The 25,218-nt window shown below is 50.9% G+C and carries 18 protein-coding genes; 17 read left to right on the forward strand and 1 reads right to left on the reverse strand.

Annotation, left to right across the window (positions count from 1 at the left end; translation table 11 throughout):
- Positions 1-35 precede the first annotated feature (35 nt).
- The 6 genes from HH215_RS29750 to HH215_RS29775 all read left to right on the forward strand — a co-directional run bounded on the left by HH215_RS29750 (position 36) and on the right by HH215_RS29775 (position 5,522).
- The gene (locus HH215_RS29750; protein WP_169283191.1) at positions 36-812 is read left to right on the forward strand and encodes a phytanoyl-CoA dioxygenase family protein; all 777 of its coding nucleotides are present in this window, start codon (positions 36-38) and stop codon (positions 810-812) included.
- A 118-nt stretch (positions 813-930) separates the two neighbouring features.
- Complete coding sequence (locus HH215_RS29755; RefSeq protein ID WP_169283192.1) at positions 931-1,785, forward strand: phytanoyl-CoA dioxygenase family protein; 855 nt, start codon at positions 931-933, stop codon at positions 1,783-1,785.
- Between the two features lie 71 nt (positions 1,786-1,856).
- A complete protein-coding gene (locus tag HH215_RS29760; RefSeq protein ID WP_169283193.1) occupies positions 1,857-2,789 on the forward strand; it encodes an NHL repeat-containing protein in 933 nt (310 codons plus the stop codon).
- 77 nt (positions 2,790-2,866) lie between these two features.
- On the forward strand, positions 2,867-3,445 hold the full coding sequence (locus HH215_RS29765) for a Uma2 family endonuclease (protein WP_169283194.1): 579 nt from the start codon (positions 2,867-2,869) through the stop codon (positions 3,443-3,445).
- Positions 3,445-4,350, forward strand: coding sequence for an AraC family transcriptional regulator (locus tag HH215_RS29770; RefSeq protein WP_169283195.1), 906 nt, complete (start codon positions 3,445-3,447; stop codon positions 4,348-4,350). Before HH215_RS29765 ends, HH215_RS29770 begins: the two co-directional genes overlap by 1 nt.
- A gap of 89 nt (positions 4,351-4,439) precedes the next feature.
- Positions 4,440-5,522 (forward strand): phytanoyl-CoA dioxygenase family protein, encoded by a 1,083-nt coding sequence (locus HH215_RS29775; protein WP_169283196.1) that lies wholly within the window; start codon positions 4,440-4,442, stop codon positions 5,520-5,522.
- 105 nt (positions 5,523-5,627) lie between these two features.
- Here the strand turns inward: HH215_RS29775 and HH215_RS29780 are convergent, their stop codons facing one another.
- Positions 5,628-6,503, reverse strand: coding sequence for a helix-turn-helix transcriptional regulator (locus HH215_RS29780; RefSeq protein WP_169283197.1), 876 nt, complete (start codon positions 6,501-6,503; stop codon positions 5,628-5,630).
- A 222-nt stretch (positions 6,504-6,725) separates the two neighbouring features.
- Between HH215_RS29780 and HH215_RS29785 the strand changes: the two genes are divergently transcribed.
- The 11 genes from HH215_RS29785 (at position 6,726) to HH215_RS29835 (ending at position 25,124) form a co-directional block, all read left to right on the forward strand.
- Positions 6,726-8,852: a right-handed parallel beta-helix repeat-containing protein gene (locus HH215_RS29785; protein ID WP_169283198.1), complete on the forward strand. Its 2,127-nt coding sequence runs from the start codon at positions 6,726-6,728 to the stop codon at positions 8,850-8,852.
- A 65-nt stretch (positions 8,853-8,917) separates the two neighbouring features.
- Entirely contained in the window at positions 8,918-11,266 is a 2,349-nt protein-coding gene (locus tag HH215_RS29790) for a helix-turn-helix domain-containing protein (RefSeq protein WP_169283199.1), read from the forward strand.
- Positions 11,267-11,475: 209 nt separating this feature from the next.
- A complete protein-coding gene (locus HH215_RS29795; RefSeq protein WP_169283200.1) occupies positions 11,476-12,393 on the forward strand; it encodes an ABC transporter permease in 918 nt (305 codons plus the stop codon).
- 21 nt (positions 12,394-12,414) lie between these two features.
- Complete coding sequence (locus tag HH215_RS29800; protein WP_169284645.1) at positions 12,415-13,299, forward strand: carbohydrate ABC transporter permease; 885 nt, start codon at positions 12,415-12,417, stop codon at positions 13,297-13,299.
- A 113-nt stretch (positions 13,300-13,412) separates the two neighbouring features.
- A complete protein-coding gene (locus HH215_RS29805; protein ID WP_169283201.1) occupies positions 13,413-14,960 on the forward strand; it encodes an ABC transporter substrate-binding protein in 1,548 nt (515 codons plus the stop codon).
- A gap of 188 nt (positions 14,961-15,148) precedes the next feature.
- Positions 15,149-15,742, forward strand: a complete 594-nt coding sequence (locus tag HH215_RS29810) for a cache domain-containing protein (protein WP_169283202.1) — start codon at positions 15,149-15,151, stop codon at positions 15,740-15,742.
- On the forward strand, positions 15,720-16,964 hold the full coding sequence (locus HH215_RS29815) for a sensor histidine kinase (protein WP_169283203.1): 1,245 nt from the start codon (positions 15,720-15,722) through the stop codon (positions 16,962-16,964). The genes HH215_RS29810 and HH215_RS29815 overlap by 23 nt, the downstream gene beginning before the upstream one ends.
- Positions 16,957-18,501, forward strand: a complete 1,545-nt coding sequence (locus tag HH215_RS29820; RefSeq protein WP_169283204.1) for a response regulator transcription factor — start codon at positions 16,957-16,959, stop codon at positions 18,499-18,501. Before HH215_RS29815 ends, HH215_RS29820 begins: the two co-directional genes overlap by 8 nt.
- Positions 18,498-19,790, forward strand: a complete 1,293-nt coding sequence (locus HH215_RS29825; RefSeq protein WP_169283205.1) for an ABC transporter substrate-binding protein — start codon at positions 18,498-18,500, stop codon at positions 19,788-19,790. Before HH215_RS29820 ends, HH215_RS29825 begins: the two co-directional genes overlap by 4 nt.
- A gap of 701 nt (positions 19,791-20,491) precedes the next feature.
- Positions 20,492-23,548, forward strand: coding sequence for an Ig-like domain-containing protein (locus HH215_RS29830; protein ID WP_169283206.1), 3,057 nt, complete (start codon positions 20,492-20,494; stop codon positions 23,546-23,548).
- 169 nt (positions 23,549-23,717) lie between these two features.
- Complete coding sequence (locus HH215_RS29835; protein WP_169283207.1) at positions 23,718-25,124, forward strand: ABC transporter substrate-binding protein; 1,407 nt, start codon at positions 23,718-23,720, stop codon at positions 25,122-25,124.
- The last annotated feature ends 94 nt before the right edge of the window (positions 25,125-25,218 follow it).

Raw genomic sequence — 25,218 nt, forward strand, 5'->3', positions numbered from 1 at the left:
TTTCAAACTCTAAATCCCATAAAGGAGGAATAACGATGGTGCGAGTGGAAGATGTGGAATTTTACAAAGAAAACGGTTATTTATTAGTTAAAGGAGTATTCAACCAAGCCGAAGTAGATCAGATGAGAGAAGCCGTCGAGGGGATCATTCGCAGGGCCGCCCAAGCTAAGCAAGACTCGAACGCGGCATGGCAAGGAGACTTCCTTCCTCCGGAGCAATTGAAGAAGCTGGTGCTTAAAGGTTTCCATGACGTTCACTATCACGATGCGTCTTTCATGCGGGCAGCCATTCATCCGAATATGGTCGAGGTGCTCTCGCGATTAATCGGGCCCAACGTTCAAATCCATCACTCCAAGATGCTCGTGAAGCCGCCCGAGAACGGTGCCGCGTTCCCGATGCATCAAGATTACCCGTACTTCCCGCATGAAAAGCACACGATGCTGGCGGCGAGCATTCATCTGGATAACGCGGACGAGGAGAACGGATGCTTGCGCGTCATACCGGGTTCCCACAAGCAAGGGGAATTGCCGCATGTCGGAGCGCATTATTTGAATCACAAGGAATATCCGATTACGGACGGAACGTTGTGCGAGGCGGAAGCGGGGGACGTTCTTTTCTTCAACTATTTAACGATCCACGGTTCATCCGCCAACCGCAGCGAGCGGACAAGAAGGAACGTCTTGATCCAATACCGGGATCCTGCCGATTTTCCGACGAAGAACGAACATTTCGATTGGGGAATGGGATTGATGGTGAGCGGAGAAAATCCGAATTTCGATAAAGTGAAGCCGAACTTCAAGATCGTCGATTAAAATCTTAGAAAAACGCAAACGAATGTTGGTTTATCGGAAATACAACGTCGCCTCGATCTCTTATGATGTAGCTATCAACCCGCAATCCTAACGAGTATCGAGAGAGGTGTGAATCCCGATGTTGAACGAGAACCAATTGGCCGAATTCGAAAAAAACGGATTTCTGAAGGGGAGCGTCGTGCTGAACGACGAAGAGGTAGAAGCGCTGCGCGACGAGCTTGATCTAGTGATGCAGGGCAAATCGGTGAAAAAACCGGTGCTGAATCACAATCTCTTAGGCGACGAAGAAAAAAACGAGAAGGAAAAGGCGGCGCTGTACGAAGGGATGAAGATGACCGCGAACGAGAAAGTCGTTCAGATCGTCAACATCTGGATGGCAAGCGACGCATTCTTCCAACACGCCGCCAACAAGACGATCTGCGAGGAGGTCGCGCAACTGTGCGGAACCGATACGCTCAGAATATGGCACGATCAAATTCAGTACAAACCGCCGATCACCGGAGGTCCCACGGCTTGGCATCAGGATCATCCGCTCTGGCCGATCATCCAGCCCGCGGAGCTCGTGAGCGCATGGGTCGCGTTAGACGATGCCGTAATCGAGAACGGCTGCATGTGGATGGTGCCCGGAAGCCATAAGTGGGGCAACCATCAGAAGCATCTGGCCAGCGACAAAGATTTTATGCCCTATCACCGGCATCCGGAGTTGCTTCCGGAAGGCGCGGACGTCACAGCCGTTCCTTTCGAAATCAAAAAAGGACAGGTCGGTTATCATCACAGTCTCACATGGCATGGAAGTCCGAACAATAGGTCCGAGATGAAGCGCAGGGCGATCGCGGTTCACTATATGCCGGGACATACGCGTTACGAGCCTTCAAGCGATCATGTCATGCTGTCGTACGTGACGGTGGCCAAGGGCGAAATTATGCAAGGCGAGCACTTTCCGGTCGTATATGCGCCTGCTGGCGTTAAGTAGATGATGTATACTGTAGGAAGAGCGATGCGAATCGCTCTTCCATTTTGTCTAGTCGAGAGGATGCTGATTAAATGACGAATCAACCGCAATTACGAATGGGAAACGAAAGCTATGATTATGAGATCGTCGAGGGCTGGGCTAAACTTCCGTCATCCTATACGCTTGGTTACACGCACGGAATCGTAACCGATAGTTTGGATCAGGTCTACGTATTTCATACGGGCGCTTCTTCCATATATAAATTCGATAAGGAAGGGAACTTCTTAAGCGCGTTCGGGGACTCGTTCGGAGACGGAGCGCATGGCTTTTATTTGCACCAAGAGGCGACCGGCGAATATTTGTACGCAACGGATATCTCTAGAGGGCTAATGGTTAAGATGACTTTGGACGGACAAGAGGTCATGACGCTGGGGGCGCCCGATCTTCCGGAAATATACGATGCGGAGCGCAAATACATGCCTACGGACGTAGCGGTCGCGCCGAACGGGGATATTTATATTACCGACGGGTACGGACAAAGCTGGGTTCATGTTTACACGGCTGCCGGGGAATACAAGAATTCCTGGGGAGGAAAAGGCAGCGATCCCGGCCGGTTCGACTGTCCGCACGGAATATCCGTTGATCTGCGAAGCGGGGAGCCGGAAATCTATGTGGCCGATCGGGGAAATCATAGGCTCCAAGCGTTCACGCCGGACGGCGAATTCAAGAGAATCATCGACAAGGACATGGACCTTCCGTGCAGCTTCTACTTTTTCGAAGGGAAGATGTACATTCCCGATTTGAATAGCCGAGTGTCGATCTACGATCGACATGACAGGCTTTGCGCTCATCTCGGCGAAGACCAACAGGCCTATAAGCAAGAGGGTTGGCCTAACTTGGCGAAATCGTATTACCGCGTCGACCGATTCAGTTCTCCTCACGGCCTATGCGTGGATTCCGAGGGTAACGTCTACGTAGCGGAGTGGATTCACGATGGACGATTGACCAAGCTGCGGCCGCTGTAAGATTAGGACGTCGAAGCCCTGCCATCAGTCTTTCTATGCTATAATAACTGGAAATAGTAGATGGCGGGGTGTAATCGATGAGCGAATCCGATACGTCCAAGAAGAGCAAACCCGACCCGATCGTCAAGGAAGGTCAGGGAGTATACGATCGGCCCGAAAGGTATGAAATCATAGGAGGAGTACGCTATGATTTTCTGTCTTCTCCGAAAGCCGTTCATCAGGAAATATTGGGCAATTTTCATTTTCATTTTCAAATCTCCTGCCGTCAGGACGGGAAAACGTATTTAGCGCCACTGGACGTTCATTTCGACGAGGAGAATATCGTTCAACCGGATGTGATTTATATCGCCAAAGAGAATTTGGGCATCATTCGCGACGGTTTCATATTCGGAGTGCCGGATTTGGTCGTTGAGATTTTGTCGAAAAGCACTGGCCGACGAGATAAGACGATCAAGAAGGCTTTGTACGAGAAGTTCGGCGTGAAGGAATATTGGCTGACCGATCCGGTATTCCGAATCGTTGAGCAATTCGTATTGGCAGACGGGCGATATATGTTGGCATCTACCTTAACGGAGCAGGATAAGCTGACGTCTTTAACCGTTCCTTGCTTAGCGATAGATCTTGCAAACGTGTTTCCGGATAGCGACGAAGAATAATGGCAGATCTGGAGAACCAATGGCCGTTTATTCATACCGTCGGCGACGTGTGGGCGCAAGCCGGTTCTATTCTGGGAACGAGAAACATCCCGGATTACGAGCTTGTGTATTTTCCGGAGGGAACCGCCTCCGTATACGAGGTTGAAGTCGGAGGGCTATCTATATCCTTAGATAAGCCTTGTTTCGTGTTTACCCGCCCGGGAGAGAATCACCGTTATGTGTTCGATCCCGCACGCAAAGTACGGCATCTGTTCATTCATTTCGATTACGAATGCTTAAGGGAAAACGATATCCGGTTCGGCACGTTGCTAAGAGACACGCATCGATTGCTTGTTAGCAGCCATAGTTTGCTGCCATCATTGATGAAACAAATGCTGCGAATCGCCAACTTCCAATCCCCATATTGGAGGAGGCGGTTATCGGCTTTGCTTGCTGCGGCTCTGGAAGAGCTTTGCGCATCCGCGGACAATGCGCTAGAGGAGTTGGCGAACCCGTTGCCTATTCCGATTGCCCGGGCCATCGCCTACATGGAGGCGCATCTTGAGGAACCGGTTACGATAGAGGAGATCGCACGGCAATCGGGCTGGTCCCACGAGCATTTCACGCGTATGTTCGCGGCTTCGGTAGGCATATCTCCGAAACGCGCGTTACTCGAACGCAGGCTGATCCGCGCGGAGCAGCTCATGATGAGCGGTCAATGGACCGTTAAGCAAATCGCGTTCCGGGTAGGCTTCGGAGACGAGCATCACTTCTCCAAAATGTATAAGCGCATTAGGGGAATGCCGCCGACCGCTTATATCGAACGCTGCGAAAGCTCCTTGTTCCGGCATGCGACGGCGGTACACGATCAGGAAACGCCATACCCCGCAAATCGTCATATCTTCGTGAACGAATATATCAAATAAACACATCAATTACCGGATTCCCTCCATTGAGACGATGCTTGGAATATCGCACAATGTGAGTAACAGAAAGCAATGGAGGGGTTCGTGAGATGGGGATTTCATATACGCCGAAGTCGCGGGTAAGGGATGATCGTTATTTGGTCAGCGTGAAGGAGTATACCCAATACCATCGGGACGGGTATTTAATCGTTAGAGGATTGTTATCAAATGATGACATTGATCGTCTATTCGATTTGGCGGAGAGAACAAGATTAGGTACTCTCGTGCCGCAAGAGCCTGCCCCAAAACGGAATGTAGCGGATACGCAAGGAAATGAGCAAGGAGACAAGCAAGGGTACGAGCAAGGAGACGAGCAGGCAGACGAGCAGGCAGACGAGCAGGGAGATCCCTTGCGGGAGGAATTCGCGCAGCAGACGCGGGTTCATATGGTTTCCAGACTGGATGCGACCGCCGAATGGGGTTTGCTTCATCCTCGGGTTCTCGATGTAACCGAGGCTTTGATTGGCCCCGATGTGTACGCGCTACAGTCCATGATGTTCCTCAATCCACCTGAACGGGGAGGACAAGGCTGGCACCAGGACTCCTATTATATTAAAACCCATCCCGATACGATGGTCGGCGCATGGATCGCGTTGGAGGAAGTGGACGAGGAGAACGGATGCTTATGGGTCGTTCCTGGATCTAACCACGAGCCGATCTATCCGCCGGACGGTTATAACGGCGGCAACGTTCACGCCGTGGACGCCTTCAAGGATCTGGGGACCGTCGCGAACGTCAGCCACCTCGATGACGACGTCAACACGTTATCCAAGATCGTCGCGAACTACCCGCCTCCGATTTCCGTACCGATGAAACCTGGAGACGTACTGTTTTTTCACTCCCATCTGTTTCACAGATCTTTCCCTAATCGAACGACCGACCGTTATCGCCGTTCCTATGTTTGCCATTACTGCAACGCCCGTTCTTGGATTCCTTGGGATCACGACGGATACGAAGGCGATTCGGGCAATTATCGGCAAATTCTAGCTCGCGGGCGTACGCATCTGCCTTATGCGGAGCCTATTTACGGGAGCGAAGTCTTCTTGTCCGAAGCGGAAGACGAGTCGGATAGCGTGAGAATGATGGGCATGGATGACGGGATGATGATGCCCGTCGCGCAGAAAAAAGAGTAACAGCGATTCGATTCGGCTGAATTCAATTCGATTATTGCTAAAACGCGTGACCGCGAGGAGATAGGCCGAAAAACCGCCTAACTCCTCCTCGTGAGATAGGCAGTCTTACGTTTCCGGAGGACGCCCATGCATTCTGAATTCTGTGGGCGTCAATCCGGTTAGTCGTTTAAATTGATGGCTGAAGTAATGAATGCTCGCGAATCCGAGCGTCTCCGATATGACCTCGACCTTCTCCCCATGCAATAGCTCGCGCTTCGCTCTCTTGATTCTTTCCCCGATGATATAGTGTTTGGGCAGCAGCCCCATTTCCTCCTTGAACAGCTTGGCGAAATGAACGGGATGGTAGCCGCACATCGCTGCGAGCTCCGATACCGCCCAGTTTCTGCCGGGTTGCTCCTGCATCGCTTGAATGGCGGGATCAATTCGGTTATGCGGCTTTCGAGCCGTTCCCTTATCCAGCAGTTGTCTGAACAGCAGCGATAAGGCTTGTATCATGAGTCCGCGGAGAGTCACTGCATATCCCGGCTGCTCAAGCTCGTATTCTTTAACGATTCTCGTTAGAATCGGCTCCAATCCGGAAACGGAAAACCGCGTCGGAAGCAAGACCTTACCGAACGGAGGAATATCCAGTATGGGGTTACGCGTATCGCCGATGAGCCCGTCTTGTTCAAGAAATCGAATTCGATGCGCGGGATGAACCGGAAGCGACGAGGATTGCTTCCAATCGAAATGCACGCTGTAATAATCGGTCATGCCGGAGGCCGACAACCGATGAGGGCATTCCGGACCATAATAGACGCATTCTCCCCCGCGAACGATATAGTGATTCGACCCCACGGTCAACTCGGCCTGTCCGGAAACGACATAGACGAGTTGGCAATCCGGGATGAGGCGCACGCCCCAGTCCATTGCGGCCTGCGTAGTCGCGCGACTGGCGAAATTCACCGTCGGCATCAAGTCGTCCAACGTTGCGATAGACATAGAAGAAACCCCTCTTACGGCGTGATGAGGATCAGGTTATCTCCCTCATCATAATGAGCAGCAGAGGAAGACGCAACTAAATCATGCACGGCATAGGTTTTCGCAAAATGAACAGTCCGAGAAAGGCGATTTTCGAATGGTTACGGCTAGGTTTACGAGAGTCCTTCATGCACAATGGTAGGAAGCGCATTTCCTATCCCTGAAACCGGAGGTCATGAATGTATGCCTAATCCAAAATGTTTGTACGTAGCTCCGCACGGAAGCGACGATAACGATGGAAGCAAAGATCTGCCCTTCTTAACGATCAATCGGGCGCAGCGATCGGTTCGTCAGGAGATTAGCGGCGGAATGACCGCGGACGTGATCGTGTATATGCATGGCGGAACATATGAAATCGATGCCGCTCTTCGGTTCGACGAACGGGACTCGGGCAGGGACGGGTTCCGCGTCCGTTATTGCAACGCCCCCGACGAAAAGCCCGTTCTATTCGGCGGCAGAACGATTACGGGATGGGAAAAGCATTCGGATACCGTATGGAAGGCTAAGGTGGAGTCGCAATATCGCTTTCAAACTTTATACGACGACGGTCGCCGCGTCTTGAAGGCGCGATTCCCGGAGAAGGGCTATTTCCTTACCGATGAGGCCGTTCATACCGACGAAGCCGTCGATGACGTGATCGCCGGATTTCGTTTCCGGTTGGGAGATATCCCCGAGGATATCCGGCTCGAGAGCGCTCAAGCGTTCGTCTGGCCCGGGGAAGGGGAATGGAATTGGTTTTCCGAGACGAAAACCGTTTTAGCGATCGATCATTCCAAGCGCACCCTGATCTTCGAGTCCCCGGCGACATGGAAGATCGGCCAAGGCTCGCGTTACTATATTCAAGGCTCATTAGCATTCCTTCGCTCCCCGGGTCAGTTTCATTTGGACGAGGGGGCGCAAATGCTGTACTATTGGCCGCTTCAAGGCGATAACTTCGACGAGGAGAGTTCGCTGCCCCAACGAATCATTGCTCCGACCGTCACCCGTCTCTTGGAGTTAAGAGGACGGGATCCGGAGCATAGGCTGCAAAATCTGGATATTGCCGGACTTACGCTGGCATGCACGGATAGCGCGAGGGAATATCGGATGATGGCGGACAATTCCGAGAGGGAGGAGCATCGGGAAGGGCTAATCTACGTCGACAACGCCTCCGGAATCACGATTACGGGCTGTACGATCCGTAACTCGGGAACGTGCGGAATTTTCTTGGATCGCCATTCGCGGAATGTCGTCCTGTCTGGAAACGAGATCGAATACATAGGGTATGTCGGGGTGTACGCGTCAGGTTTTGCGCCGGGAGAGGGCGAGTTTAAGACCGCGGAAGCTTCATATACGAATAAGGGGCACGCGATAACGAACAATCGCATTCGGCACGGCGGGGAGTTGATCGGGCACGGTTGCGGCATTTTACTTTTCCAAAGCGGCGACAGCGACGTTTCCCACAATCTGATTTCCCATATGCCGCGATACGGGATCTCGATGAAAGGCCTAAGATACGGCGGGATGCCTTCTACGTTGTACGATGTCCCGGTCACCTGGGAGAACCATTGGGATTTCCTTCATACGCGAAACAATCGGATCGCCTATAACGACATTTCTCATGTCATGGAGGACAGTCAGGACGGAGGAATGATCGAATCGTGGGGCCCGGGCAGGGGGAATATCATTCACGGCAACCGGCTGCACCACAGCGGTATCCATTTCTCGTTCGGCTTCGGCATTTATTTGGATGACGCTTCGGATGACTTTATCGTATCGAACAACGTATTGGATCATCTCTATAGCACGGGAGAGGGCAAGCTATGGATGCTTATTTTTTCCAAGGGAATCGGCAACCGGATTCGTAACAACTTGCTCGTGGATAATCCTCAAGCGATCTCGGCGATCGGAACGCAGGAAATGGCGGGAGAAACGAATAAACACGTTATCGTGGAAGGGAATGTGATAGCGAACTCCGGTAAATATCTGTATTACTTCGTGAACTGGGACGAGGAGAGGTTTACGGTGGCGGACCGGAATCTGTATTGGCGGAACGGAGAGTCGTGCCGAATCGCGGGCGAGCTGCCGCTGATCGAGCGGAAGTCCGATTCGCTCGGGCGGGGCGAATACGACTGGACGCAGTGGCTTTCCTTACTGGAGGGCAAATATGATGGTGACTCTCGGATCGCCGACCCTCTGTTCCTGGATGCGGGGGCCGGGGATTATCGTTTGCGGAGCGAATCGCCCGCCTACGGGCTAGGTTGGAGAGATATCCAGTTCGGGAGGATCGGGCCGCAGCCTAACGTAAGTTATTCGCAAAAATCACAGTAGAACAAAGCGTCTTTGTGTGCGATTCTAGACTCAACGGAAGAAAGATGAGATGAGGGTGTCGCCCGATGAGAGTGCTGCAAGCCTACAAATCGAGAAAATACTTGCAACGGATATTGCTGACGATCTCGATTTTGATGGTCTTCGTCTTGATTTTATCATCGATGGTTCTTCATTACAGTACGGAAACCCGGGTCGTGCAGATGCAGAAGGAAGCGAATCGCAAGGTCATGAACCAGATTAACCACAACATCTCCTACATGCAGGAGATCGTTAGGAATCAAGCGTTAACGATCTATAACGACAATCAAATTTTCTTCACGCTTATGTCCAGCCAAGAGCAGGAAGAAATCGATATTATTAACGGTATCCGCCTGATGAACAAGGCGCAAGAATCTTCGGCGTTTCTTCATTCGGTCATGATCTACAACGGACATATGGATAAAATCTACGCGCTCGGCTTTCTGGCGGAAAATTTGAAGGATCATTACATGGCCGAGAATATCGCCAAACAACTGCAGAACAAGCAGAAGCTTCCCCAAATGCAGCTGATTCCGATGAATCTGAGCAAACGGGAAAATTCCGTCGATTTTTTCTCGATGATCATCTACGAAAGCTTCAACGACATTAACGATCATGAGAGCGCGCTTGTCGTAAACGTCAAACCGGAATGGATTTTCGCTAATCTGAAAGCCGTGAACGATTTCGCGATTCCGGGCGAGTCGGACGTGTTTATCATGGATCGGAACGGTCAAGTCGTACTCTCCGGCAACGAACGGAACGTTCCGGAGCTGAACGGTCTAACGGAAGCGCTTGCGGCGTATCAAGCCAAGCATGAAGGTAAATTCGGTTCGTTCTCCGAATCCTTCGGCTCATCCGGCAAATATATGGTTTCGTATATGCAGATGGGCGTCGGTGGCTGGAATGCGATAAGCGTTCAACCGTACCATGCCGTGTTGGGCGGCATTTACGAGATGAGGATGACTTCGATCTACGTGATCGTCTGTTTCCTCCTATTGTCGATCGCTTTATCTATCCTCATTGCGCATAAACTGTATAAACCCGTGGAGCAGATGCTTGCCGGAATTCGTAACCATGCCGGAGAGGGCGCGGATCCCGTTAACCGGAGCAAAGACGAGTTATCTTACGTCACCAACGTCTATAGCTTAATGGCGCAGAAGCTAAGCCTCGTCACGAACGAGCAGGACAAACAAAGAAATATCGTACACAACTATCACCTAAGAAGCATCATCACGGGCAGTTCTTCGTATACGAAAGATCATTTTCGCGACTGCGTGACTCAGAACGGGCTAGCAATCGTGCCGGACGGCTTCATCTGGCTCGTACTCATCAAGATCGATCAATACGCAGAGTTCGTCTCGAGAACGAGCGATAACGAAAGAAAACTGTATTCCTTCGCCATCTCGAACATCGCGGAAGAGATTATGTCCCCTAGCCCGTTCCGATCCGAAATCGCCGATATGAGAAACGACCATCTGGTTATGATCGTGAGCAGGGAAGCGGGAACGGCAACTTCGTTCGAAGAGGTTGAATCGTTATTAACAAGAATACAGGACATCGTAAAGGGTTACTACAAGTTATCGTTGACGATGACGACCAGCGAATTGATTAGAGGCCATGAAGCGATTACGGTGCAATATGGATTGGCGATCCAGCATTCGATGTATAGACTCGTATTCGGTAAGGGACAGATGATTACGCCGGAACGGGTGAAACCGAACAACGAACGATTCGAGTACAGTTTCCCTCCCGAGCAAGAGAAGAAGCTGAGCGAAGCGATCAGAACGAACGATTTGGAAGCGATGGAGAGCTTGGTCAGCATCATTATAACTCAGGTATCCGCTTATCATTACGATCATATCCTTCATGGCATTCTCCAACTGGTCGACATCGTCAAGACGACGATCCGAGATATGAACAAGCTCAGGGTCGCATCGGTATCCGTCGATCTGAGCGCGCTGAGCCGACAGGTGCTGGAGAAGGAAACATTAGGGGAAATCGAGCAGCTTATCCATCAAGTCTGTCGCGAAATCCACGAAAAGCTGCAAAATTCGGAGCAGGATAAAAATACGGTGTTAATGGACGCGATCAAGGAAATCGTGGCCACGAATTATGGAGATATGAATCTAAGCTTGCAGGGCATCGCTTCGATGCTGCGAATGACTCCCGCATACGTGGGGCGAATGTTCAAGCAAAGCGAAATCGTCTCCGTCGGCGAATATATTAACGAGGTACGCCTGTCGCGCGCCCTGGAATACCTGGAAACGAAAAATTTCAGCATCAAAGAGATCATGGAACTGGTCGGCTATCTGAACGAAAGCACCTTTTTCAAGCTGTTCAAGAAAAAGTACGGGGTCACCCCGAAGGAATATCGGTTGAAAAGGAATATCAGTTAGTCGAAATTGCGTATGAAGCGCTTCGATTTGGCCTCCAAAGGGGTCGAATCGGGCGCTTTTTGTGCGTTTGACGCAGGGAGTCGCAAAAATCATAGCCGCAAATCGATGAAAAACCCGATCGCACAGTATTCCTTCGTTTGCGGGTTTGCCATGATGGGGGTGCAGCAAGTCGCAGTCCTAATCATGGACGATCAGTTGGAGGTAAACGTATGAAAAGTCGATCGGAATGGGTTCATCTCAAGAAAAATTCGGAGTTGTTGCTGCTTCTGATGCCCGGCGCTCTCTTGGTTTTTGTTTTCTCTTATTTGCCTATGTTCGGTACCGTGCTGGCCTTTAAGGATTTCAGGTATGACAAAGGATTCTGGGGCAGCGATTGGATCGGATTCGATAATTTCAGATTTTTCTTCATATCGGATAACGCGTGGTTGATTACGCGCAATACGGTCGGGTACGGGCTCATTTATATGCTCCTGACCACCGTCATTGCATTAGCCTTCGCGATGCTCATGAACGAGATGGGGAAAAAGTGGCTGCGAATCCATCAAACCGCCATGTTCATTCCGTACTGCCTCTCTTGGGTCGTCGTCAGTTACTTAGCTTTGGCGCTATTGGATAGCTCGAACGGATATTTGAACAAAGTGCTGGAGTTGTTCGGCATGGAAACTCATATGTGGTACTTGGAGACGAAGCCTTGGCCTTACATTCTCGTATCCGCGTATTTGTGGAAAAATATCGGATTCTCCACGCTCGTGTATTTCGCGGGGATTATGGGAATCAACCAAGAGTATTACGAGGCCGCGAAAATAGACGGGGCTTCCAGATGGCAGATGGCGACGAGGGTGACGTTGCCGATGCTGTCCACGTTGATCGTGGTTTTGCTTATTCTGGCGATCGGGCATATTTTCGTCGGAGATTTCGGGCTGCATTATTTCATTCCGAACAATAACGGCATGACGTTCCCGACGACGGATATCATCGATACTTACGTTTTCCGGGCGTTGCGGGTTTACGGGGATATCGGAATGTCGACCGCGATCGGAGTGTATCAGTCGGCGGTCGGATTGGTTCTCGTCATAGCGGCGAACTACGTCGTACGCAAAATCAACGAAGAAAACTCGCTGTTCTAAGGAGGAACAATTTTGAATGCCATGAAAGCTAAATTCGCGCCCGGCAAGCTGCTCATCCATCTGCTGTTTATATTCGTAACCTTATGCATGATCGTCCCGTTCATTCTCGTCATCTCGATCTCCTTCACGGACGAAAGCTCTATCTTGGACAACGGCTATCAGTTCATCCCTTCGGACTTTTCGATGAAAGCCTACGAATACATTTTCAAGGCGCCGATCCTGTTGCTGCGCGCTTACGGAGTGACGGTGTTGATTACGGTAGCCGGCACGCTGCTCAGCTTATTAATAACCGCGATGCTAGGGTACGTCATTTCCCGGCGCGATTTCCGGTATCGGGTACCGGCGACGTTCTTTATTTTCTTCACGATGCTGTTTAACGGGGGATTGGTCCCTTCCTACATTCTGATTACGCAATATTTATTTTTGCAAAATACGTTGTGGGCGCTCATCTTGCCATCGCTCGTATCCCCTTTCTACATCATGATCATGAAGGGATTTTTGACGAAAATGCCGTTCGAGATCATCGAATCGGCCAAGATGGACGGAGCGAGGGAGCTGAGAATATTTTTTACGATCGTCTTGCCGCTCTCTACTCCCGCTCTTGCGACACTGGGGTTGTTCATCTCTTTCGGCTTCTGGAACTCTTGGTTCCCTTCCTTGTTGTACATCGATAACGAGAAGCTGATCCCGATTCAACTGCTGCTCGTTCGCATGCTGCAAAGCTTGGAGTTCCTGACCAGTAACAGCGATTTCGTGAACCAATTCGGCGTCGATACGAGCGAACTGCCCACGCTATCGGCCCGGATGGCGATGGCGATATTAGCCGGGGGACCGATGGTATTCATTTTCCCGTTCTTCCAGAAGTATTTCGTCAAAGGGCTGACGGTAGGTTCGCTGAAAGGTTAAGCCGGTTTTCTTCTATTCGACCAGGTAGGAACATGGAGGGGTCATCTCGAATCTGTTCTTACCCGGCAATAGATTGAAATATAAAAAACAAGTTCGACCAAGGAGGTCAACCCATGAAAGTCTGGAAACGTTCCATGGCAAGCGCGTTGGCAATATGCTTCATGGCAGTACTTATTCTCGCCGGGTGCAGTGGTAAGAACAATAACGAGCCAGCGGCTTCGTCATCCGCGGCATCGCCGTCGGCACCGTCATCGCCTGCGGAATCCGCATCCGAATCACCTTCGGCAACGCCGGAGGAAGCTCCCGTCGAATTGACTTATTATTACATCGTATTCAACATGCCGACCGACCAGCAAGCGGTAGAAGATGCCGTGAACGAGTACATTAAACCGAAGATCAACGCTACGATCAAACTCAAACCGATTATTGAATCCGGTTACAAAGATAAGATAAACACGATGCTGGCCGCGAACGAAGCGTTCGATTTGTTATGGACCTCCAATTGGGGCGGCGGAGATTACGACAACAAAGTCGTCAAGGGCGCACTGCTGCCGCTCGACGATCTGCTAGCGGCCAGTCCGAATCTGCAATCGGCGATCCCGCAAGTCGCATGGGACGATACGAAAGTAGACGGAAAAATCTACGCGGTTCCGAACATGCAGATCGCGGCCAAAGCGGAAGGCTTCGCCATTCAGAAACGTTTCGTGGACAAATACGCCATCGATCTCGACGGGATCAAAACCCAAGCCGATATCGAGCCCGTGCTGAAGGTTATTAAGGACAACGAGCCGGACATCATTCCGATCGCCAAAACGGCCCATATGTTCGACTTCGGTCGCCAATACGGTTATGCGCCGCAGGGTTACAAGCTCGGCGATCCCGAGTATAAAATCATCGATACGCTCGACAAACCCGAATATAGAACGTTCCTCGATATGATGCGCAAGTGGTATAAAGCGGGATACATCTACAAGGACGCCGCCACGATCAAGGACGATCAATTGAACAGCTTGCTAAGTTCCGGCAAAGTCGCCATGGAGTGGAATACGACGATGAAGCCGGGCGGCGAAGTGGACGATCAGAAGCGGTTCGGCAACAACGAGATCGTGTACAAACGCATCTCCGAGCCGGAATTCACGGGCGTGCGTCCGACGATGACTTCGATCAGCAAGACATCGAAAAATCCGGATCGCGCATTAAGGTTCCTCGAGCTAACGGCTACGGATCCAACGTTGTTCAACCTGCTCGCGTTCGGCATCGAAGGCAAGCACTATACCAAAGTCGGCGACAATACGGTTAAGATTAACCAAGACGGCGGATACAAAGAAGATTTGGGCTGGGTATTCGGCAACGTGCTGATCGGATATCTGAAGGAAGGCCAGGCGCCGGATACTTGGGAAGTTACGAAGGCCCTTAACAAGAACGCCAAGCTTCCGGAAGTGCACGGGTTTAACTTCAACAACGAGCCGTACAAGACGGAAGGAGCCAACGTGTTCGCCGTAGGCGAGCAGTACGGCAAAGCTTTGCAAAGCGGGGCGGTCGATCCCGAGAAAGTATTCCCGAAATACTACGATGCCGTTCAGAAAGCGGGCGTCGCCAAACAGACGGAAGAAATGCAGAAGCAACTGGACGAATGGTTGACGGCTAACGGGAAGAAATAAAAGTAGGGGAAAGACGGCTCGGGAGGATTTATCCTGGTGTCGTCTTTTTTTTGCGGTCGAACTGTATATCCTCCATGTTTCTAACTTTGAATCGTCCATAGGACGAATCGCGGCGCTGTTGTACAATGAAGAAAGCTGTATTCACTGCCCGACAGCATCGCACTTATCCTCCACTAGGGGAATACGCCATGTTCAAATCGCTAAGCTATCAGAAGAAAATTTTCCTCTCGTTGTCCGTATCCCTCTTTATCGTTCTTTCCTTGATCAATATGTACTTCTATTTCCGCATGGAATCGATAATAGAAAGCAATGTAGCCCAGAACAAGCAGCAGACGACGTTGAAGCTGCAAGAGCAGGTAGACCGCGTATTGAACGAGATGGACAAGCTGTCCATCTCCATTAACGCGTCCGACAAAATCATGAACGTCCTGCGGGACATTCCCGACGACCCGAGCGACAATTACTTCGACGAGAACTCCGAGCTTAGCCGGGATATTCGCAATACGCTATTATCGTTCACTTCCCTGCAACCGTTGAAGGGAAGAATCAGCATCATTTCGTTGTACGGGGATTATTTAGGCGTCAGCAACAAGATGGACAGCCGTAATGTGGACAAAACCCATATCCGTCAAATGCCCGAAGTTCGGCAATATTTTACGATGAAAGCTTATAAGCTATTTCTTCCCCCTCATCCGGACGAGTGGTCGGAAACCGGGGACACCGTTTTCTCCATCGTTAGGCCGCTCAGGGATAACTACCTTGTATGGCTTGGTAGAGGTTAGTTATAACATCAAGGAGCTTGAAGATATTTTCTATTTCAAGAACTCTTTGACGACCGGCAACGTGGCGATCAACGACTCGAACCGTCAAATCCTCTACAGCACGTTAAATCCGGATTGGAGTCTGAGATCGGAGGAGCTCAAGGACATTCGGTTGACGTCCGACTTCGGACATGAAAGATGGAAAACGGCTAACGGCGACTATATGGTGTTCTATTCTAAGCTAGCGGCCACGGACTGGAATATCTTATTAATCGAGGATATGCAAATATTCGGCAAGCCGGTGAAGTATTTACGCAACAGCACGCTTGCCGTATATTTCGCGTTGCTCGTCGTGCTGCTGCTCATTCTTTATCTATACGCGGGGAGAGTAACCCGTCCGCTACGCAGGCTCAAGGATTCCCTTGCGAACGTGGACATGTCGAGCCTGGAGCTTCTCCCGGCCCAACTGCAAACCCGCAATGAGATAACACTGCTCGGAGTTGCTTTTCAACAACTGTTGGATGAGCTCAAGGAAACGATGCAGAAAGCGGAAAACTCCTATCAACGGGAAATGCTGGCGCGAATGAACGCCCTTCAGGCGCAAGTGAATCCGCATTTTCTATATAATACGCTTACCGTGATCGGAGCCTATGGCAAAAGCAAAGGAAACGGCGAGGTCATGGAAATGTGTACGGCGTTGTCGGACATGATGCGTTATACGATGAAGTTCGAGCAGAAGGAATCCAACATTCACTTCGAAGTGGAACATATGCGCAACTACTTAGAGCTTATGAGCAGGCGTTATCAGAGCTTCGTGGAATACGAGATCTCGATCGATCCGGCCATGAACGTCATCCCGATGCCCAAGCTTATTATTCAACCGATTGTCGAAAATGCTTTCCAGCATGGCTTCAATGCCATCGATCCTCCTTGGGTGCTGCGGATTCGGGGGACGGTAACCGATAAAAGGTGGAGTCTGCAAATTCTCGATAACGGCAAAGGATTCGAACCGGAAACCTTGTCGAGGCTTCGCCAAGAGGCGGAATGGATCGCGCATACGACGGGCGGCGAAACTTTAGGCAAGTCGGAGCTGGAAACTACCCCCGTTGCCGGTAATGGCATCGGGCTGCTGAATGTATTCACTAGGCTTATTCTTTATTACGGGGCTACGATGAGAATCGAATTGTCCAACCCTGCGGACGGCGGAGCCGAAATCGTGATCGGAGGAGAAATACATGCATAAGGTTCTGCTGGTCGAAGACGAGCCGCCTATTCTCTATATGGTCAAAGAAATGATCGAATCCGCGGGGCTCGGTTTTGAAGTCGCGTATACGGCTTTTAATGGCCGGGATGCCATGAAGAAAATGCAGGAAAACAAGCCGGACGCGTTAATTACCGATATTCGCATGCCCTTCGTCGACGGGTTGCAACTGATTAAAGAAGCGAAGGCGCTGTGGCCCGATCTTCCTTGCGTCGTTCTATCCGGGTACAGCGACTTCAATTATGCAAGGGAAGCCCTGCAATTGCATGCGTTCGATTACGTGCTCAAGCCGATTAAAGACGAAGTGCTTACGAATATGCTTGCGAAAGTGGCCGATTGTTTGGAAAAGAAAGATGCGGACAGGGAATCGGAGTACATGAAATCCCTGTTTCACCAATCGGAGCCGCAGACCTTGGTGCCGCCCGTACAGCTTGATTACCCCTGCTACTATCCGATCTTGGTAAGAGCGGGCAACTATTCCCATGCGGCATTCGACTATGACAACCCGGGCCGCTCTTTAATGAACGCGGTCGGGCCGGAACTGCTTGATCGATTGGAAGACGACCGGATCCTCAAGCTTTGGTGCTTAAACGGAATACAAACGAACGAGAAAATCGTCGTTCTGGCCGTCTCCGGCAAGCTTGAGCAACGCGATATCGAACTGATCGGCACAGGGATCCTTCAGAGGTGTGCCGCAAAGGCGAAACTTCCTCTTTCCGTTAGCGTCGGACAAGCCGTTACGTCCGCGGAGTCGCTCGGTGGAATCGTTCAAGGGCTTAGGGTGAAGCTTGCCAAGCATACGGTGATCGGAGAAACGCGGCTTTACGCCCATGAGGAAAACTCGGAGCAGCGTCAGCCCTTTCTGATTACGAACGAGATAGAACAGACGATCAAATCGCTCGTAAAGCTGGATTCCCATGTTCAGTTCGAGAAAACGTTGCAGGGCTGGATCGAAGAGTGGCAAAATGCCAGGTATCCTCAGCACGGCGTCGAAGCGCTTCTCGAAGCTATCGTTCGAATGTATCGCAGCTACTGGTCCATGAACGAGAATGGCAAGTCGCCGTCTTTCGATGCCAATGAATTCATTACGGGCTGTCTTTCGTTCGACGAGGTGATCGGACAATTCCGCGGCTTCATGAAAGAGTTGAACGGAATACGCCTTAAAGGCAAAACGGAATATTCGGCCAAGGAATTGATTTCCCGGATCGAATCGTATTTGGAGCACAATTATATGAATACGATTACGAACGAGAAGCTGCAGGAGATGTTCGGCTACAACAAGATCTACATCTCTAACGTGTTCAGCGAAGTCAAAGGAATACCGCCAAGCAAGTACTTGGCCAGGCTGCGTATTCGCAAAGCGATCGAAATGATGCGCGACCATCCGGACATGCCGCTCAAGCAAATCGCGGAGAACGTCGGTTACGAGGATGCGCTCTATTTCAGCAGAGTGTTTAAGAACGCGACAGGTTCCAGTCCGAAGGAATACAAAGGAACGCGCAAGGGGGAGATGGAATGACGAGGCGGAACGGATGGTGTTTATCGCTGCTCGTCGCGTTAGCGGTCTCGTTGTCGGCTTGCGGCGGAACGAATCCCTCAAATCCTTCCCGATCGGGTAAACCTCAGGTGACTCTCACGTTAATGGGGAACCAAGAATGGGTGCAGAAGCCTATCATCGTTAGAGCTATCGAGCTTTACGAGAAACAGACGGGGAACCGGGTCGAAGTGCAGGCGTTCCCGATCGATACGGTAGACACCTTGATCCGCAAAAGAGTCGCGATGGGCGAAATATCCGATATCGTCATCCATTTCGGAGGAGCGGGACTCAGCGACCTGCAGCCGGAGAATAACTTCGCGGACATGAGCGGCGAACGGTGGGTCGCGGATTTGAAGCCTGCGATCGTGCCGAGGCTGACCTATAAGGATAAAATCTACGGCCTGCCTTTGTGGGAATCCTCGATCGGCGGCATGCTGTATAACAAAGAGATTTTCGAGAAATACGACATCCCGGTCCCGACGAATCAGGCGGAGTTTTTCGATGCGTGCGAGCGATTAAAGAAAGTAGGTATTATCCCGGTTTATCTGGCCAGCAAAGACACGTGGCCTTTACTGCCCCAATATGGGATCGATTTTCTGGTCAGCAAAGTGCCCGACCTCGTCGAAAGCCTGAACAGCAACCGCATTCGCTTCGCCGATATTCCGGAGTTTCGCCGAATGTTGGAATGGTACATGAGAATGAAGGACGGCGGTTACTTCGGCAAAAACGTGCTCAATAATAATTGGGACAGCCAACCCGCGGCTTTGGCGAACGGCAAATACGCGATGGCGATGGCATGGGACGTGTATTTGTATACCGATCTGGAGAAGAAATTTCCCGGTACGGCGGATAAATTCGGCATCATGCCTAACTTTATGGGAGGTCCGGACGCCAAGCAGTTCGAAGGACCGAACGCGGCGATGCTGATGGTTAACAAGAACGGACAGCATTTGCAGGATGCCAAAGCATTTATTGACTTTGTAAGCCAGCCGGAAATCTTAAACGAGATCTATCGCGATCTGTATACGGAAACCTACTTCGCCAGCGTGACGAGCAACAAGCTCACGAAGCAATACGAGGAAGCAAAAAGCCTTATCGATAAGTATCTGTACCCCTCGGTGACCCCTTTCATCGTCGGTTATAGCCAGAATGAAATGGGCAAGCTCGTTCAACAAATGATGATCGGCTCCCTCTCGATCGACGAGGCGATCGCCAAGATGGACGACAATCGCGTTCAGGCCGCGAAGCAGAGGGGTATTCCGGGGTTTTGAAAATAACGCGAAAAGAACGGAAAGCCGCGGCATCATTCCGATAAAGCGCAATAAACGTGCATCGACATCGCCCTACTCCTATAGGATCGTTCCAGACCGTCAGGGAGAATTCCCTGGCGGCTTCTGGTGCGTTGCGAACGTTACTACTCAGGTCTCCCCAAATTCGGAGAAATTCTTTCTTTTATCTGCAAATCCGTTAGAGCACAAAGAGAACCTTATCTCCGCCAAAGGTTGGCTGCCGATCCGGGAAGCGCACTGAGAGTACCTTACAACTGCCAAATTTCGGCTAACGAACTGCGAAACGAACTGAGAGTAACTTACACCCTCCGAAGGGTGGCTAACGATCCACGGAGAATGTTACTTAGTGTGAGGCTGGATTGCGAACATTGCCGAAGTAAGCCAAGATGTGCCAAGGACTGCTTCTTAAAAGAAGTGGACCAAAGCAGTAACGATATTTCAGTTATTTTGCTACTATAAGACGGCGATTTCTGTGGATTGTCTATTCGAAGTTCTATGGTTTATCCATTCTGTTAGTTATGCAATTACGAGAGAATGAGATCAGCCCCAAAATGCAACCGCTTTCATTAACTTGTCGAAGGCTAAACAAGAGAAGAGCAGAAGGTGATAAGGAAAGAAATTGCTGAATTTTCCGGACGAAACGGAAGGGCATTCCAAAATAATCTAATGGATGGTGGGTACAGATGTCTTCTTATAACAAAAAGAAATCGATCGTGCTTTCGCTAGTCTTTACGCTATTATTCGGTATGTTCAACTTCACCGGGATCGGGGCCGGCAACGCCTTGGCATCAACCGCTGGGATTTATCTCAACGATACGGATCCATCGATCGCTTATAACGGCGGATGGGGCTATTCCTCCAACCGAGGGGCGGGGGATTACCAGAATGATGTACACTATACGTCCGCTAACGGAGATTCCGTAGAATATACGTTTGTCGGTACGGGAATCGAAGTCGTCGCGCCGGCAAGCAACGATGCCGGTTACGGGAAGTTCGACGTCCTTATCGACGGAGTGTCGCAAGGCATTGCGGACGCCGGGGGCAGATCCTCGAATTATTTATCCCAGCAGATTCTCTACAGCAACAAAAATCTAACCATGGGACAGCATACGATTAGATTGGTTAAGACGAGCGGTTCTTACCTGCAGGTCGATGCTTTTATCAAGTACGAGAACGGTACGCTCACGGATCAACAGATTGCCGATCTCGTAAAAGCGAAGATCGACGCGTTGCCCGACAAAGCTTCGGTAACGTTGGCGGATAAACAGGCCGTTCAGGCGGCCGAAAATAGCTATAACGCCTTGACGGAAGCTCAAAAGGCATTAGTCGGCGACATCTCGAGGCTGACGGACGCTAAAATAGCCATTCAACAATTAGAGGCCATTCCGGTCAACGGCAAAATCACTTACTTGATGGCGGATCGGGCAGATCGTTCCGCCTCTCTCGGACAATTCGTCGATCCCAGCCATGTGAACGAAAAGCGGTTCTGGGTAACGAATTGGAATTCCCCCGCGGATTACTTCAAATGGACGGTAAACGTTCCCGTCGCGGGCGAATATGTAGTCGATGCTTTAATTAAAGCGCCGACGAATTCGACCATCACGGTGACGAGCGTCACGTACGGCAACGTCCAGTTCGCGGGTTCCGGAGACTGGGATAAGATTAGAGCTCCGGGAACGCTATTGCTTCCCGCCGGACTAAGCGAAATTCTGGTGACGGCTTCGAATCCGAATCATAACGAGCTCAAATCGCTCGAGCTGATTCCAGCGGCCGAATGGCCTGCGATGGAACAACGGATTGCCGATTTCCGTTCGGATACGCAATGGTTTAGGGACGCGAAATACGGGGTGTTCTTCCAGTGGGGCGAATGGGGTTATCCGCAATCCGGCGCCAAAAAGCCTTGGCCGCGGCAGATCGACGAATTCGACGTAGACGCATTCGCCGATCAGATGTCGGTCATGGGCGCAGGTTACGTGATTTGGTCGGTAACCTGGTGGAGCTATTACTTCCCTGCTCCGATTCAGGCGGTCGACGATATCCTCCCCGGACACACTTCCCAACGGGATTTGATCGGAGAACTCGCGGATGCCTTGAACGAAAGAGGCATTAAATTGATGCTCTACTATCACACGGGAAGCGAAACAAAGCCTTGGTGGGACGAAACCTGGGTATCGATGGACGATAAAACGAAGTTTCTGACCCATTGGAAACAAATCATGACCGAGGTCGGCAACCGCTACGGTACCAAATTAGCAGGTTGGTATATCGATGACGACTGTATATACTACCCTGCCGACTATGAGGAACTGGGAGCTGCGGCGAAAGCAGGCAACCCCGATCGATTAATTACCTACAACAATTGGCAAGGACCGAGAGGTACGGACTTCCAGGATTACGTGTCCGCCGAGTGGTATATGCCGCTTCCGAACAACGACAACGGGATCATGATCGATGGCAGATATAAGGGGTTGCAGGCCCACGTAGCGTTTAATATGGAGAACGACTGGGGCATCCATCTGCCTAACCAGCCTATCGTCCCTTCCGTCTCCGCCGGCGATGCCGTTTCCCGAATCGTCACGGCGATGCAAGATCATCAGGTTTTGAGCTACAACATGATGATGTACGAAGACGGCTCGATGAACCCGAATTCCGTCCAGTCGATGATCTACGTCAAGAACGCGGCCAAATACGGCATTATCGGCACGGATGATCCGTCAGAGCAACGCGGCATGTACAATGATTCGGACCCGTTCATCGCTTACACGGGCAATTGGGACGTAAGCACCGGCAGGAGCGGAGATACATACCGCACGGACGTGCACTATTCGATGACGAACGGGGATAGCGCGGAATTTACGTTTAGCGGATCGGAGATCCAATTCATTACCGAGACGGCTTCCAATCAGGGGGAAATCGAAGTTTACGTAGACGGAGTAAGCCAAGGTACCGTGAATACGTATTCCCCGACGCGAATGACCAACCAAGTCGTGTTTGCCAAACAAGGCTTGTCTCCTGACGGAACGCATACGATCAAGCTCGTGAAGAAAAACGGTGCTTATATGCTTGTCGACGCGTTTAAGGTAGTTAAAGTATCCGCATCGAATCGCAAGCCCGTCGCTAACGGCACGGCGGTCCAAACGGCGATCAATCAAGATTTCATAGGTCAATTGCTGGCTATGGACGAAGACGGGGATGCGCTATCTTACAAGGTAAAAGAGAACGGTCTTAAAGGCACGGCCGTCATTGATTACCGAACCGGCAAGTTCAGCTACACCCCGAATACGGGAGCCAGCGGGACCGACTCGTTTACTTATTTCGTCGACGACGGCTATGAAGCTTCTAATCTCGCAACCGTAACCGTGCAGATCGTCGAACCCGTTGCCGTTATCTCAAGCCAACCTGCGGATCAAGCCGCGAACGTACCTTATGGGCACGCGTCCGCTAAGATTACGTTTAATCAAACTTTGAAGCAAGGTGCCAATTTCAACTTGATCACGTTAAAATCGGGCCGCCATTCCTTGAAGGCACACCTTCAATTGAACGGCAATACGTTGTCCGTATATCCGAAGAGCGGATTTAAAGCGGCTACGACATATACATTGACCCTTCCGGCTTCCGCGATTAAAGGCGAGCTAGGCGATGGTCTTGCCAGCGAATACCGTCTAACCTTCACTACGGCCTCCAAACCTAGGCATGGTTCGGGATCGGGATCGCATGGAAATCCGAGACCTAGGCCATAACATGGACAATGATTCGCGCTTCGGGGGGAGTAAATGCGGAACCTTTTTTTTCATGTGTTTTGTCCATATCAATCTATGTGCTTCCTCCATTTTCGCTTGAGCGATTGGGCTGTAGCATGAGTGTTGTAACCGCTTCATCCACTCATTCGAAACAGGGGGAAATACGCACATGAACAAAAAACAACCCGCGAAAATCATTATGCTGCTTACCGTCGGCATGCTGCTAGCCGGATTGGCATCGGCTTGCGGCAGCAATAACGGCAACTCGGAAAGCTCGTCTTCCGGCTCCGGTAACTCAAGCCCCGCGGCCCAAGAATCGAGCAGCGCGCCGGCATCTTCGGAATCGGCTCCCGCTAACGCAGAACCGGTAACGTTGAAGTTCTGGACTTGGAATCCTTCCGCAGATGCGTATAAGCCGGTTATCGAGAAGTTCGAAGCAAGCCATCCCGGCATTAAGATCGATCTGACGGTCATGGAAAGTAAGGACTTCCAAACCAAGATGCCGCTAGCCCTGACGAACGGAGGCGAGGATCTGGATGTCGTCGGCGTTCAGACGGGCGCCATGCCGAGTAAAATCCAGGGCAGTCTCCTTCCGTTGGACGAACTGTTGGCCGAGGCTCAGCCCGATTGGCAATCGGTGATCTCCGCGAACAGCGTGGAGCAAATCAAATCCCAAGCGGACGGCTTAAAGTTCCTGGCGATGGGCTCTCACGGTTCGATGGTGATGTATTACAACAAAGATATTCTCGACGAGCTCGGCTTTGCTGCACCTAAGTCATACGACGAACTGAAGGCGATTACCCAAGCCGTTCGCGAGAAGAAGAAAGACATCCTGACCGTAGCCGTTGGCGGTAAGGACGCATGGATATTAGACGAAGTGCTCTTGACGATTCTCGGACAACAGTCTGATCTCTATAACCAATGGCGTTACAACAAAGGCGGAAAACTTGACGGCCCTGATTACGTAAAAGCGTTGGAAAGCTTCAAGAAGCTGTTCGACGACGGGATCTTCTCCAAGGAAGACGTCATGGATCTGGACTACACGGCATCCCGGAACATCTTTACTTCCGGTCAAGCGGCGTTCTTCATCCAAGGCACTTGGGAAGCCAATATGCTGTCCGAGCAATACCGCAAAGATAATCAAGTGACGATCAATGACGTCGGTATGATCGCGATTCCGTCCATCGATCCAAGCGGCAAAGCTTCGATTCGTTCGTTCATCGAGAATGGCCTCGCTATTCCGGTATCCTCGAAACATCCGAAGGAAGCAATGGAATGGATCAAGTATCTCGTGTTCGGAGAAGGAAACGACATGTTGTCCTCCCAGTTTAATTTCACGACGAACAAAATCGGCTTCACTCCGGATGCATCGTTGCTCACGACGCCCGCGGCGCAGGATTCCTTCAAGTTGCTCGTAGAGCTGGTGGGCAATCCAACGGCGGATCGCAATAACAATTCCCCGTTCTCCGACGTTGTCGGAGCGCAGTTGCAGAAGATGATTCTGAAAAACTCGGTACCTGCCGATATCGCGAAAGACATTCAAAAAGAGTACGAAACCGGCAAATATCCGAACTAAATCGAATAAACTCCTCTTCGCGAGAGCGCTTGCCCCATGCAGGCGCTATCGCGGAGGGACTTACGGACAAGTTGGCCTTACGGGAGAGTGAACG

This window comes from Cohnella herbarum, from assembly GCF_012849095.1.
Classification (GTDB): domain Bacteria; phylum Bacillota; class Bacilli; order Paenibacillales; family Paenibacillaceae; genus Cohnella; species Cohnella herbarum.

Bases quoted from the DNA above. Each gene is read 5' to 3' on its own strand.
- HH215_RS29800 (WP_169284645.1), top strand. From the start codon at position 12,415: ATGAAAGCTAAATTCGCGCCCGGCAAGCTGCTCATCCATCTGCTGTTT.
- HH215_RS29820 (WP_169283204.1), top strand. From the start codon at position 16,957: ATGCATAAGGTTCTGCTGGTCGAAGACGAGCCGCCTATTCTCTATATG.
- HH215_RS29750 (WP_169283191.1), top strand. From the start codon at position 36: ATGGTGCGAGTGGAAGATGTGGAATTTTACAAAGAAAACGGTTATTTA.
- HH215_RS29795 (WP_169283200.1), top strand. From the start codon at position 11,476: ATGAAAAGTCGATCGGAATGGGTTCATCTCAAGAAAAATTCGGAGTTG.
- HH215_RS29770 (WP_169283195.1), top strand. From the start codon at position 3,445: ATGGCAGATCTGGAGAACCAATGGCCGTTTATTCATACCGTCGGCGAC.
- HH215_RS29765 (WP_169283194.1), top strand. From the start codon at position 2,867: ATGAGCGAATCCGATACGTCCAAGAAGAGCAAACCCGACCCGATCGTC.
- HH215_RS29760 (WP_169283193.1), top strand. From the start codon at position 1,857: ATGACGAATCAACCGCAATTACGAATGGGAAACGAAAGCTATGATTAT.
- HH215_RS29830 (WP_169283206.1), top strand. From the start codon at position 20,492: ATGTCTTCTTATAACAAAAAGAAATCGATCGTGCTTTCGCTAGTCTTT.
- HH215_RS29780 (WP_169283197.1), bottom strand. From the start codon at position 6,503: ATGTCTATCGCAACGTTGGACGACTTGATGCCGACGGTGAATTTCGCC.
- HH215_RS29825 (WP_169283205.1), top strand. From the start codon at position 18,498: ATGACGAGGCGGAACGGATGGTGTTTATCGCTGCTCGTCGCGTTAGCG.
- HH215_RS29790 (WP_169283199.1), top strand. From the start codon at position 8,918: ATGAGAGTGCTGCAAGCCTACAAATCGAGAAAATACTTGCAACGGATA.
- HH215_RS29810 (WP_169283202.1), top strand. From the start codon at position 15,149: ATGTTCAAATCGCTAAGCTATCAGAAGAAAATTTTCCTCTCGTTGTCC.
- HH215_RS29755 (WP_169283192.1), top strand. From the start codon at position 931: ATGTTGAACGAGAACCAATTGGCCGAATTCGAAAAAAACGGATTTCTG.
- HH215_RS29775 (WP_169283196.1), top strand. From the start codon at position 4,440: ATGGGGATTTCATATACGCCGAAGTCGCGGGTAAGGGATGATCGTTAT.
- HH215_RS29835 (WP_169283207.1), top strand. From the start codon at position 23,718: ATGAACAAAAAACAACCCGCGAAAATCATTATGCTGCTTACCGTCGGC.
- HH215_RS29805 (WP_169283201.1), top strand. From the start codon at position 13,413: ATGAAAGTCTGGAAACGTTCCATGGCAAGCGCGTTGGCAATATGCTTC.
- HH215_RS29785 (WP_169283198.1), top strand. From the start codon at position 6,726: ATGCCTAATCCAAAATGTTTGTACGTAGCTCCGCACGGAAGCGACGAT.